The organism is Jatrophihabitans lederbergiae (genome assembly GCF_031845305.1).
GTDB classification, from domain to species: domain Bacteria; phylum Actinomycetota; class Actinomycetes; order Mycobacteriales; family Jatrophihabitantaceae; genus Jatrophihabitans_A; species Jatrophihabitans_A lederbergiae.
In genome coordinates this window covers 1-12810 of record NZ_JAVREH010000007.1, presented here as the reverse complement: position 1 = coordinate 12810, position 12810 = coordinate 1, and the positions used below count along the sequence as shown (strand labels likewise).

The window sequence follows — 12810 nt, the reverse complement described above, 5'->3', positions numbered from 1 at the left end:
GCGAAGTGGCGGCCGGTCTGATCAGGCCGCTGACCGCAGGCGCAGCCGGCCGAGCGTGGCGACAGCCGCCGCGACCACGTTGATGGCGCACACCAGTTCAGCGACCAGCCGTACGGAGGGATGCCCCGCCACGCCGAGCACGGCCACCACCTCGGCCAGCACGCTGAGCCACACCACCGCGGTCACCGCCACACTGCGGACCGCCAGGCCGGCCACCAGCGTGAACTGGATGACGGCCAGGCTCGAACCCAGCAGCGCGAAGATCCACATCTCCGAATGCAGGCTGGCGTACCCGCTGCCGCCGACGATCCGGGTCACCAGCGGCCCGAGCAACCAGCAGCCGGCCGTCAGCAGGGCGCCCAACCCTGCGATGCTCGCCACCGCGCGGGCGAAGAGCCGGTGATGACGGTCGGAGTCGGTGAGCGAGGCGAAGAGGACGTTCGCCACGGACTGCGGCAGCCACAGGCAGCCCTTGGTCACCACCGATCCGGCGGCATAACCGGCGGCGGCCGCGGCCGGCAGGACGTGCCGGGCCAGCAGCACGTCCGCGACGCTGAGCAGCAGGAACACCCCGTAGGCGTGCGCGGCCGAACCGCATTCCAGCAGCAGTGGCTTGAGCACCCGCCAACCCGCTGTGGTGCGGGTGCGCAGCTGGGGCAGCGTCAGGGCGCTTCCGGCTGCAGCCAGGGTCGTACCGACCGTGAGCGCCACCATCGCCCAGATCGCGGTGCCGCCGACGAGCAACCCGAGCAGGCCCGCGGCGGAGCGTCCGGCTGTTCCGGCGAACGTGGTCGCCGCCAGACCCGAGAAACGCTGACGGCCCTGCCAGATTCCCTGGCACAGCCCCTGCAACGCCGTGCCGAGGGTGGTCGCCGCGACCAGCAGCGGCCCGGCGGGACCCGGCAGGTGCAGGAAGGCCACCAGCAGCGGGGACAGCGCGGCGAGCACCAGCGCCGCCCCCAGTCCCACCATCGCGCCGACCTCGGCGAGCCCGTCCGGCTGGCCGGTGGCCACCCTCCGCGCGCCGACCGCCTGCAGCGCGAACGAGGGCACCGAGCCGATCAGCAGCAGGTTCAGCAGGGTGACCAGCTGGCCGTAGTCGTCGGCGTGCAGGCTGCGGGCGGCGGCCAGCAGCAGCAGGTAGCTGAGGATGTTGCCGAGCCAGCCGGCGACGGTGACGCCGATCAGGCCGCGGGCGGTGTCGGGATCGGCCGGCTCGGCCGCGCGGCCGGCACCGTCCGGCAACCCGGGATCTCGGCGAGCGGCGTGAACCAGCGCGCTCTCAGCCAACGGTGCTCCGGCGACGGTGACCGGCGCCAGCCCGTCCAGCTGCGGCTCGTCCCGCTTGCCCACGAATCTGAACCTTTCTGCGGGTCAACAGCTACAGTCTGGCTTCCGGAACGGGCAGCCGCTGTTCGTGTGGCCCGCCGTGCCGGTCGAGCGTATAGAACCGCGGCTGCCGAGCCCGGCGACGCGCGAGCGAGGGGGACGGGTGAGCACTGCGACCGTGCCCCGTCGCGGTGCCCGGCCGGCTGCCGCCGACGTCTGGGTCGTGGTGCTCAGCGTTGCCCTGCTGTGGCCGCAGCACCGGTCGGGTTACGGCCTCGGCCACGACATGGTCTTCACCCCGCACCAGCCGTTCACCCTGGACTCGCTGGGGCTGGGATCCGCCTCGCCGCGGGCGGTGCCGCTGGACGCGCTGGTCGCCATCGCCAGCAAGCTCGTCAACGGCGCGGTCCTCGGCCGGGTGGCGCTGGCCGTCCCGCTGCTGCTCGCGGGGTGGGGCAGTAGTCGGTTGCTCGGTGCCCGGTCCCTGCCCGGGCAACTCGCGGTCGCCGGGTTCGCGGTGTGGAACCCGTTCGTCGTCGAACGACTGGCGCTCGGGCAGTGGGCGCTGCTGTGGGCGTACGGCGCGCTGCCCTGGCTGATCCGTGCCGCGGATCGGATCAGGCGCGGGGATGGCTCCGCCGCTGCCATTGCCGCGCTGGTGTGCTGGCTGGCCGCCTGTTCCATCACGCCGACGGGCGGGCTTCTCGGAGCTGCGGTCGCCGTCGTCCTGGCCTGGTCCCGATCGCTGCGGCGCACCGCGCTGGTGATAGCGGCAGCGGTGCTGCTGCAGTTGCCGTGGCTGCTGCCGGCGCTCACCTCGACGGCGGCCGCCACCAGCGATCCCCGGGCCGTTGCGGCGTTCGCGGCGCGGTCGGAGCGCCCCGGCGGCGCGGTGCTGAGCCTGCTGGGGCTGGGCGGGATCTGGAGCTCGGACGTGACTCCGGCCAGCCGGGGCGGCCTGCTCGGCTACCTCACGGCAGTGGTGGTGGTGGCCGCGCTGGTGCTGGGCATCCCGGTGCTGGCGGGGCGCTGGGGTGGCGGTCTCAGCGTCCGGCTGATGGCGCTGGCCGGTGCCGGCTTCGTGCTCGCCGCCGCGGCCACCGTGCCGGGGCCGGCGGCGATCGTGCGCTGGACGGTCAGTGAGGTTCCCGGCGCCGGCTTGCTGCGGGACGGGCAGAAGTGGCTGCTGCCCTTCGCGGTGCTGGCGGTGCTGGCCGCGGGCGCGGCGGTGGACCGGATACCCCGGGTGGTTCCCGCCGCGCCGATGGTGCTGGCGGCGCTGTCCCTGCCACTGGTGCTGCTACCCGACGCGATGGCCACCCTGCGGGCTCCGCTCACGCCGGTTCGCTACCCGGCCGAGTGGAGCAGAGCCGCCCGCCTGATGGGGAGCGGCTCATCGGCCGGGTCCGGAGGTGACGTGCTGGTGCTGCCGTTCGCCTCGTACCGCAGCTTCGACTGGGCTCCGGGACGCAGCGTGCTCGATCCCGCGCCGCGCTGGCTGGCGGCCAGCACGGTGGTCGACGACCGGCTTGCCGTGTCCGGCGTGCTGCTCGCGGGCGAGGACCGCCGGGCCGCCGCGGTGGCGACACTGCTGGACGGCGCCGCGACGGCAGGCTCGCCCGCACCAGGTTCCGGCACCGCGCGCTCAGGGCGGCAGCCGGCTTCGCGGCTGGCCGGTCTGGGCGTCGGCTGGGTGCTGGTCGAGGCGGACACGCCCGGTCCGCGGCTGCCGGACCTGAGCGCACTGCGGCCGGTGCTCACCGGGGGAGCGGTCGAGCTGTACCGGGTGCCCGGCCAGGTGCGGGTTCAGCCGGGGAGTGGCGCGCGCAGGTGGACGGTGATTCTCGCCGACCTGCTGGCGGCGGCCGCGCTGCTCGCGGCGGTTGGCGTTAAAGCCGGTTTGCGGCCCGGAGCTTGCTACACTCGCCGGTAACATCGATCCCGGAGGACTCCCAGTGGGCAAACTGATTTCTGTAGTGGGTGCCGGGATCGTCGGCGTCCTGCTGGCCGGCACCGCGGTATGGGGTGTGGTGTCCTCCACCACCGCGGCTCCCAAGCACAACCCCGCCAGCGCGCCGATCGTCAACTACGGCAACCGCTGACCCGGTTCAGCCGCACCAACGCCCACCAAGCCGTCTCGAGCTAATCCGAATCCAACTAATCCGTCTCGAGCTAATCCGTCTCGAGCAGTAGCCGTTCAAAGGCCTGCGTCGAACGCTGCCAGTCGAAGGCCTGTGCCCGGTCGCGCGCCTTCTTACCCATCGTCAGCCGGGCCTCCGTGTCGGCGAGCAGCGCCCGGGTCTGGGCGATGAGGTCGTCCAGATCGGCGACCAGCACACCGGTCTCACCGTCCTGGATCGACTCGGTCACCCCACCCGCGAACTCGTAGGCGAGCGCCGGCACCGAGCGAGCCGCGGCTTCCATGATCGCGATGCCCCACCCCTCCTTCACCGACGGCGCCAGCATCAGCCAGCTCGCGTCCAGCAGGGCATCCCGCTCGTGCTCGGAGACGTGACCGTGAAAGGTGACCGCGTCGCTCACCCCGAGCGAGTCGGCGGCCGCGGTCAGCTCGTCGGCCCACCAGCCGCCCCCGATGACGTCCAGGCGCAGCTCGGGCACGGACGCGCGCAGCGCCGCCACCACCTGCAGCGCGTGCTCCACCTGCTTGTGCGGCACCAGCCGTCCTAGGACGCAGAGCCGCGGCGTGGCCGAGCGCGGCAGCAGCCGGGACGGGTGCGGAACGTCGATGCCGTTGCACACCACATCGACGCGGTCCGGGGCCACGCCGAGCGTCGCCAGGTCAGCCTTGCTGGACTCCGACACGGTCACGTACCGGTTGTGGCGGTACAGCCGCGGGGCCAGCCGGGACTCCACCCACCAGCCGAGCTTTCCCATCATCCCCGGATAGATGATGTGCCACTGCTCGCGGTGCACGTGATGGACCAGGACGCGCACGCCGCGCCTGCGGACCAGCGGGGCGGCGAACGGGATTCCGTTGTGCACGTCGACGACGATGTCGGCGCGACGGCCGGCACGGCTGAGCAGGTAACCGAGGCCGCGCGGGTACACGCTCAACCACCCGCCCCGTCGGCGGAACGTCACGCCGTCGCGGCTCTCGTCGCGCGGGGCATGGGGATACGCCGCGCAGAAGTAGGTGACCTGGTGGCCCTGTGCCGCGAGCCAGCGCGCCATGTGCTCGACGTAGACCTCGGAGCCGCCGCCGTCAGGATGGGCGGTGTCGCGCCATACCAGGAACACGATGCGGCGCCGTGTTGGCAACGAACTCATGTGCTCCCCGTACCCGCTTCCGACGTGGTTACCGGAGAGTAGCCGAGGATGCCGGGGACGGTGGACGTATCGCCACAACTGGCCGGTCACGAAAATGGCGGCAGCTGTCGAGCGCTGCCTCGACAGCGGCGGACGAGCCGGTACCGTCCATGCGTGCCCACGCCAGCTGACTCGTCCCGCGCGGACCGGCTCGGCGTTCTGGACCGGATGCGCCTGGTCATCATCAGCACCGCGATCGCCCTGCTGATCTTCTCGCAGAGTTCCGGCACGGTCGCCGCGGACACCAAGCTGGACCTGATCGTCGATCCGGCGCGCTTCCTACATCGCGCGATGACGCTGTGGGACAGCGACGGCGCGTCAGGGCAGTTGCAGGATCAGGCCTACGGCTATCTCTTCCCGATGGGGCCGTTCTTCCTGCTGGGCAAGCTGCTCGCGCTGCCGCCATGGGTGATCCAGCGCGGCTGGGAATCCGCCGTCCTGGTGGTCGCCTTCCTCGGCGCCCGGCGGCTGGCGAAGCTCCTGGGCGTACCGGGCTTCTGGCCGTGTGTCGGTTCCGGGCTGGTGTACGCGCTGGCGCCGCGGATGCTCACCGAGCTGTTCTCCATCTCCGCCGAGCTGCTTCCGGTCGCGGTGCTGCCACTGGTCCTGATCCCGCTGGTCAGGGCGAGCACGGCCGGCCCGACCCGGTCCGCCGCGATGCGCTCCGGGGCCGCGCTGCTGCTGGCGGGCGGCATCAACGCCTCGGCGACGCTGGCCATCCTGCCGGTGCCGGCGCTGTGGCTGCTGACGCGCAGCCGCGGTCCCCGGCGGGCGTCACTGATCCGCTGGTGGGCGCTGGCCGTGGTGCTGGGCTGCCTGTGGTGGCTGATCCCGCTGGTCGTACTGGGCCGCTACAGCCCGCCGTTCCTGAACTGGATCGAGTCGTCGGCGGTGACGACCTCGCAGAACTCGTTCATCGCGGTGGCCAGGGGCGCCGACCACTGGCAGGCCTACCTCGGGCCGAACATCTGGCCGGCGGGGTGGATCTTCGCGGTCGGCGCCGGCGCCATCGTGGCCACCACCCTGGTCGCCGCGGCGGGCTTCGGTGGCCTGGCGCTGCCCAGGCTGCCACACCGGCTGTTCCTTCTCACAACCCTGATCATCGGGTTCGCGGTGCTCAGCATGGGGCACGTCTCAGCGATCGACGGGCCCGCCGCCGGGACGATGCGGACGCTGCTCGACGGTCCACTCAGCGCGTTCCGCAACATCCACAAGTTCGATCCGCTGGTCCGGCTGCCCGTTGCCCTCGGGGTAGGGCACCTGATCGGCCGTGCGATCCCGATGACCCGTTCGCTGTCGAGCAGGCTGCCGGTGGCGCAACGCTGGGTGGGCCCGTTCGTGGCCACCGCCGCGGTTCTCTGCGTGGCGGCCATCGCCGTCGCGCCCGCGCTGACCAGCCAGCTGGTGCAGCAGCCCCGGTCCACCGCGATGGCCGCGTACTGGCCGCAGGCCGCGACGTGGCTGTCCGAGCACTCCGCGCAGGGCCGCGCGCTGGTCGTTCCCGGTGCCGGCAGGCCCGAGATGTACTGGGGCTCCACGGTTGACGAGCCGATGCAGGCCGTCGCCGAATCGCCGTGGGCCAGCCGCGAGACGGTTCCGCTGGGGCAGGCGGGCTACGTCCGGCTGCTGGATCAGGTCGAGTCGCTGATCGCGGTAGGCACCCCGCAGCCGACGCTGGCGCCGCTGCTGACCCGTGCCGGCATCGGGTACCTCGTGATCCGTGCCGACCTCCGGCCGACGGCTGACGCGACGGACCTCGGCATCCTCACCAGCACCGTGCTGAACTCGCCCGGGTTCTCCGCCGTGCACTCGTTCGGGCCGGCGCTGCGTGCGACCGGCGCGTCGAACCGGCTTGTCGACGCGGGTCTTGCCAACAACATTCCGGCCATCCAGATCCTGGCGGTCGGCGGCGGGGCCGACCGGGTGGACGTGTTGGACGCCGACCACGCGGTGGTGGCCAATGGCTCGTCCGATGAGCTGGGTCCGTTGGTGCAGGCGGGGCTGGGGCGGCACACGCCCGTGCTGTTCGGCGGCGACGCGCTCGCGGAAAAGCCGCGGAACCCGCTTGGTGTGACCACGGACGGGTTGCGCAAGCGCGAGATCCAGTTCGGGCGTCCCGGACAGGTCGCGGCGACCATGACCGCCGGCCAGCCGTACCAGGCGACCCGAGTCGCGCATGACTACCTGCCTGAGGACGCCGGTGCGCTGTCCACGTACGAGTACCAGGGCATCGCCGATGTCCGGGCATCCTCGTCCGGGTCCGACTTCGCGGCGTTGCTGAACCGGGGCCCGGACCATGCCCCCTGGTACGCCCTCGACGGCGACCCCGGCACGGCGTGGCTGTCCGGATCGGCCGACGGCGCGGTCGGCCAGTGGTTCGAAGTCCGGTTCCAGGAGCCGGTCACCGAGCCCTCGGTCACCATTCGGTTTCCGGCGGCCCTCAGCGAGTATCCGACCTCGCTGACGGTGCGCACCGACTCCGGTTCCGCCACCGTGGACGTCACGCCGGATGCCCGGCCCCAGCGGCTCACCGTTCCCGGTGGCAGCACGCAGGTCCTCCGGCTGACCGTGGCCGCGGTGACCTCTGGCGGCAGCGGAGTGGCCACCGGCCTCGCCAGTGTCTCGATCGCCGGAGTTCACCCGCAGCGCAGCCTGGACGTGCCGGGCGGCGGGTCGGACGTGCTGTCCTTCCGGGCAGCCAGTGGTGCCCGGACCGGCTGCGCGGCGTCGTCCCATGCCTCGGCCTGCATCCCGGCGCTGGCCCGGACGGGGGAGGAAGAAGGCGGCCTGCGTCGCTCGATCACCCTTCAGCGCTCTGGGAAGTACCGCATCTCGGCGTCCGTGGTGCCGGCACCCGGTGACTCGCTCGATCGGAAGCTGGATTCCGCGTCCGGTATCGCGGTGACGGCCTCGTCCACGGCGACCACCGATCCGCGGCAGCGGCCCGGCGCCGTGGTCGACGGGCTGGCCGGCACCACCTGGTCGGCCGGGCCGTCGGACGCCAAGCCGCGTCTCACGCTGTCGCTGAAGACACCGTCGCTGGTGTCGTCGCTGACCTTGCACACCGCTGCCGACGCCCCGGTGTCGACGCCGAGCACGGTGCTGGTCACCGTCCAGGGGCACAAGTGGACGCTGCGGACCACCGATACCGGCGTGCTGCGGCTTCCGGAGCCGGTGCTGGCCAGCTCCGTCCGGATCGACATCCTGAAGTCGGCGATCCGGATCTCCACCGACGCCGTCACCGGAACGACCGACATCCTGCCGACCGGCGTCAGCGAGATCGAGCTGAACGGCGTCTCCCGACCGGCAAGCCCGGCGGACATCGACATTCCCTGTGGCGAAGGACCGGTGCTGGACGTCGACGGCACGCCGGTCCAGTTGCGCGTGCGCGCGTCCCGCTCTGCCGTGCTCTCGGGCGCGGAGCTCGCGGCCACCCCGTGTGGCTCGCCATCGGTCAGCCTGGCAGCGGGCGGTCACGAGCTGAGCTTGGCGTCATCGTCAGCAACCAGGGCGCTCGGCCTCACCCTGACCCGGGGCGCCGGACTTGCCGGCGGCAGCTCCTTCGCCTCGACGGTTCAGGTGGAGCACTGGAGCGACACGCACCGGTCCCTCGCCGTGGCGGCGCCCACCCGCTCACTGCTCGTGGTGCACGAGAATTTCAATCCGGGCTGGCACGCCAGTCTGGCCGGCCGGCGGCTGGACGCGGTGCGCGTCGACGGCTGGGAGCAGGCGTTCGTGCTGCCCGCGGGAAGCAACGGCGTGGTGCGGCTGGACTTCGGCCCCGACCACCTGTTCAGGACCGGTCTGCTCGGCGGACTGCTCGCCGCGCTGATCCTGGTGCTGCTCGCATTCACCCGGTCACCGGACCGGAACTGCGCTGCCCTGACGGACGGCCGGGTGAACCGCAGGGTTCTGGCCGCCTGCGTGGTCCTGGCTGCGGGGGTTCTCGGCGGGATGATCGGTGTGCTGGTCGGCGTCGGGGTGCTGGCCGGGTGGCTCGTCCTGCGACCCCGGGTGCGGAGCGCCGCGTGGTTACCGGCGTTGCCCGCCGGCGCTCTCACGCTCGCCGGAGCGCTGAACGCGGTGGGACCGTCGGTGTCGGCGCACCCGCTGACCGATTCACTGCTGACTCAGGGGCTGGTGCTTGCGGCGCTGATCGCGGTGGGGCTTTCGGCGGTGGACGGGACGGCAGCTACCGGCTCGCCCGCCGACTCGGCCGCCGCACTGCCCGCTCCGAGGACGGGTAGCGGCGGCCGGCTCGCCGCATCAGCGGCCGCTCCAGGAATCGCCAGGACAGCGTGGCAGCAGCGGTGGCGCCGCACGCCGTGAGCGCCAGAAGCGTCCAGAAGTGCCCGTAGAACGTGCGAAGCCGAGCCAGTGCTGAAACGCCAGCAGCAGTGGCAGGTGCCACAGGTAAACCCCGTATGAGATCTCGCCGAGATAGCGGACCGGGCGCGCCCGGAGCAACTCCGCCGCGCGGCCGGGTTCAGCCAGCGTCAGCGGCGCCAGCAGCAGCACCGCGCAGCCCCCGTAGAGGTAGTGCTTGATCGACCATTCCCAGCCGGACGGCACCACCAGCAGCCGGGAGCCGGCAACCGGCAGGGTGGTGAACCAGAACACCAATCCGGCCAGAGCCCAGCACAGGCCGGTGGCGCCCGCGACGGTCCTGCCGGTGCCGAACAGGCGCGGCAGCCGGTCCGCGGGGATACGGCCGGCGCAGGCGGAGATCAGCGCGAGCAACATGCCGAGGGCGAACCAGTCGAGGTTGGCGGGCAACCAGATCAGCGACCGGGAGCCGACCGCGGGCACCAGGTGCGCGGCGATGTTCGCGGCGACGGCAATGCCGCACATGCCTGCGATCAGCAGCAGGGTCCGCCGCACGACCGCTGATCGGTCGGCTGTGGGGTCGCGCCGGATCCAGGCCGCCGCGAACGGCAGCAGCAGGTAGAAGCTGAGCTCGACCGGCAGCGTCCACAGCTGGGTGAGGCTGGGATCGACGTTGCCGTGGGTGTAGGTCTGCAGCAGCAGTGGATACGTCAGCCAGCTCCGCGGGGTCGGCGGGTGCTGGGTCAGCACGGCCAGCGTGACGACGACGGCCAGCCAGTACGCGGGCAGGATCCGTACCAGCCGCCTGACCAGGAACCGGCCCGTCGCCGGCGCCACCGTGTTCCCGAGCGCTGCCGTGACGAACGGCCGGAAGATGACGAAGCCCGAGAGCAGGAAGAACAGCGTCACCCCGAAGTCCAGCCGAGCCAGGAAGGGCGCGAGCGGCCCGTCGTCCAGCGAGCGGCCGGAGTTGAAGCCGACGTGGGTCGCCAGGACACCGAAAGCGGCGAGCGCTCGAACGCCGTCCAGCGCCGGGAACCGGCCGGCCGAGCGCGCCGGAAACCGGCCGGTGGAGCCCGTCGGGGCGGTCACTTGGCACTCCCCGCCGGGAACGGCGCGCCCACGGTGAGGCGCCCGATACAAAGGTGCGTCTCCGGCGCGCCGGTGCGCACGATGACAGCCGCGACGGAGGTGAGCGGCAAACGCAAGGTCACGTGGCTCAGCTGGTAGCCGAACGTGACATGGCCGGACGGGATCGGACCGCGAACCACGCCACGGGTGTCCACGATCGACACGTCAGCGGTCGAGGGGCGCTGCTGCAGGTAGTCCAGCCGAAGGAATCCGTCGCCCTCCGGTGCGGCCTTGGGCAGCCGGATCCAGAACGTACCCACCCCCTGGACGAGGTAGGCGCACAGGCCTCCGGCGGGCGGCTCCTTGGTGACCGCCGGAATCAGCACGGCGGGCACCAGCGCTCCCTCGTCGTTGGCGAGTACCGGTTCGGTCACGGGCGCGTCCAGGGTGGGCACCCGGCCGGTCAGCGGCAGGAAGTCCGACATGTGCCATCGCGGGCCGAAGAAGAACGGCAGGACGGACGGCGGCACGGTCGAGTCGTACAGGTTCAGCGACGGCCCGGCATCGGCGATGTTGGAGGTCAACGCGCTCACGTATGCCTTGGAGGGGTTCGCGCCCCAGTGCCGGTCGAACCTGGCCACCGAGTTCAGTGAGCCGACGAGCCACAGCACCGCCGCGGCCGCGGTCGCCAGCACGGCGGCCCGACGCACGCCTCGCGGCAGCCGAGCACGGCTTCGCCGAATAGCAGCGTCGCTGTCCGGTACAGCCGTGTCCAGTACAGGCTCGCCGAGCACCCGGCGCTCGATGGCCGCGGCGGTGGTCGGGGTCACGGCCAACGTCAGGCCGATGAACAGCGGCACCGCAAGGTCGGCCCCATAGCGCAGGGTGGTGGCGATGAGCTGTCCGAAGAAGGCGTACCGACCGACCGCCACCAGCGTGGTGCCCAGGATCAACGGCGCCGCGGGGATCGTCCAGGCGACCAGCGACTTCCACCCGACGAGCCGCACCCCGGCCACGGCCATGGCCACGAACCCCAGCTGCGTCAGGATCAGTCCGAACCTCGTGGTGTCGGCGTAGCCGAGGAAGACATGCGGATCGTTGAACCAGCTCCACGGCCCGCCGAGCAGGGATGGGCTGACCACGCGCGACCACTGCATCCACAGCACCCCGGCAAGGTCGGATACGCCCACGGGTTTCGTCGCGCCGCCGTAGCCGGCGGCGATGAAATAGCCGGTGAAGGCCGCGATCGGCGCCGCGGTGAGGAGCCAGCCGACCCAGCGGCGCAGGGTTGCGGCGATGCGCCGGCGGACGGTGCCGTCGTGCAGGTACGCCAGCGACAAGATCGGCAGCAACACCGCGGAGACGGCCACCTTCTCCCAGAACAGCGCGCCGGCGAGCAGGCACAGCCCGCTGACGGCGGCCCACCGCGGGTTGCGGGTGACCGTGTACCGGACGTGCGCGTTGAGCGCCCCGAGCACGAAGGCCTGGGCCGGCAGCAGGCTGAATGCCACCGTGACCCACAGCGTGTTCGTGAGTACCAGGGGGCACAGGGCGTACAGCGCGCAGGCCAGCAGGACCCGGCGCCGGCGTCCGACCAGCGTGCTGAGCAGGCGCAGCAGCAGCACGGTGCCGGCGGCCTGACAGAGCACCCGCACACCGATGGTGAGGGGAAAGTTCAGCGGCGCTGTGTGGCGGAGCAGCCAGAACTCCAGCCGTAGCCCGGGCAGCAGGTGGTCGTTGATCGGCGTCTTGAGGTACGTCCAGTCCAGGCCGGTGTGGCTGGCGTTCATCAGCAGCGCGAAGTCGTCGTTGTAGAACCAGCCACGGTCGATCGCGACGGCGACGACGATTGCCTGCGCCAGCACCAGTGCCGCGGCGAGTTGACGGAAGCGGGACGTGGACAGCTCGGGAACCCGTCCGGCCACCGCTTGTGCCTCGGGTATCCCGGTCGACGCGAGGGTGCTTTCACTGGTGCTGATGCTCGATCGGTCCCTTCGCGTCACGCGTCGTCATAGTTGCGAGATCGTTTCGCGCAGAATGCTACGGGCGGCGGCTACTCGCTGGTAGCGTCCGGCGAACCGTTCAGAAATCGTTAGGGGACCTGGCCCGTGCGTAAACTCCTCACCGCTCTTCTGGTGCTTGTCGGAGTGTTCGGCATCGCTCTTGCGGGCCTGCTGCGCTTCTATGCGCCGTCCCGCGCGGAGAAGACGCCGCTCAACCTCGACATAATCCAGGTCGCCACCGGCCCGGCGAAGCTACTCAACTCCACGACCGGCGAGGTCGAGGACACCACGCTCAACGCCACCCGCCGGGTCCGCACCGATTCCGCCGCGTCGAACTCGGATGTGACGGTCGTCCAAGAGACGCTGTGCCTCGTCAAGGCGGTCGACAACCCACCGGAGTGCGTCGATGCCCAGGACCCGCGGAAGCGACTGGTCGCGTTCACCACCGACAGGGTCGCCGCCGATCGCAAGACGGCGGAGTCGGTGAACGACCCGAAGTACGGCGCGAACATCAACGGTGACACCAGCGTCAAGCACACCGGCCTGACCTACAAGTGGCCGTTCAACGCCAAGAAGACGACCTACAAGTTCTTCGACCCGGCGTCCTCGCAGAGCCCGGACGCCAAGGGGACCTGACCCCGAGTAGTGGACACGCTCAATCCCTGCTTCGGTGGGGTGGAAGCGAGATGATCCACTCATGGCGAGGAAGAACTACTCCGAGGAGTTTCGCCGCGACGCTGTCGAGTTGTATCGG

The 12810-nt window shown here is 71.5% G+C and carries 8 protein-coding genes; 4 read left to right on the top strand and 4 right to left on the bottom strand.

Features of this window, described 5'->3' with window-relative positions; translation table 11 throughout:
* Positions 1–21: 21 nt before the first annotated feature.
* Positions 22–1353, bottom strand: coding sequence for a hypothetical protein (locus RM423_RS07595; protein ID WP_311422413.1), 1332 nt, complete (start codon positions 1351–1353; stop codon positions 22–24).
* A gap of 139 nt (positions 1354–1492) precedes the next feature.
* Here RM423_RS07595 and RM423_RS07590 point away from each other — a divergent pair, with 139 nt between their 5' ends.
* The gene (locus RM423_RS07590; protein ID WP_311422412.1) at positions 1493–3262 is read left to right on the top strand and encodes a hypothetical protein; all 1770 of its coding nucleotides are present in this window, start codon (positions 1493–1495) and stop codon (positions 3260–3262) included.
* A gap of 22 nt (positions 3263–3284) precedes the next feature.
* Entirely contained in the window at positions 3285–3431 is a 147-nt protein-coding gene (locus RM423_RS07585) for a DUF2613 family protein (RefSeq protein ID WP_311422411.1), read from the top strand.
* A 70-nt stretch (positions 3432–3501) separates the two neighbouring features.
* Here RM423_RS07585 and RM423_RS07580 read toward each other — a convergent pair whose 3' ends face one another.
* Positions 3502–4617: a glycosyltransferase family 4 protein gene (locus RM423_RS07580; RefSeq protein ID WP_311422410.1), complete on the bottom strand. Its 1116-nt coding sequence runs from the start codon at positions 4615–4617 to the stop codon at positions 3502–3504.
* Positions 4618–4770: 153 nt separating this feature from the next.
* On the opposite strand from RM423_RS07580, the gene RM423_RS07575 reads away from it, so the two are divergent.
* Complete coding sequence (locus RM423_RS07575; protein ID WP_311422409.1) at positions 4771–8985, top strand: alpha-(1->3)-arabinofuranosyltransferase domain-containing protein; 4215 nt, start codon at positions 4771–4773, stop codon at positions 8983–8985.
* On the opposite strand, the gene RM423_RS07570 is transcribed toward RM423_RS07575, so the two are convergent.
* Both RM423_RS07570 and RM423_RS07565 read right to left on the bottom strand, forming a co-directional pair.
* On the bottom strand, positions 8923–10074 hold the full coding sequence (locus tag RM423_RS07570; protein WP_311422408.1) for an acyltransferase family protein: 1152 nt from the start codon (positions 10072–10074) through the stop codon (positions 8923–8925). The two genes, RM423_RS07575 and RM423_RS07570, sit on opposite strands and share 63 nt — an antisense overlap.
* Positions 10071–12056, bottom strand: coding sequence for a hypothetical protein (locus tag RM423_RS07565; protein WP_311422407.1), 1986 nt, complete (start codon positions 12054–12056; stop codon positions 10071–10073). Before RM423_RS07565 ends, RM423_RS07570 begins: the two co-directional genes overlap by 4 nt.
* Positions 12057–12161: 105 nt before the next feature.
* Here RM423_RS07565 and RM423_RS07560 point away from each other — a divergent pair, with 105 nt between their 5' ends.
* Positions 12162–12692 carry a porin PorA family protein gene (locus RM423_RS07560; protein WP_311422406.1) on the top strand — a complete coding sequence of 177 codons (531 nt, stop codon included), beginning with the start codon at positions 12162–12164 and terminating at the stop codon, positions 12690–12692.
* Positions 12693–12810 lie beyond the last annotated feature (118 nt).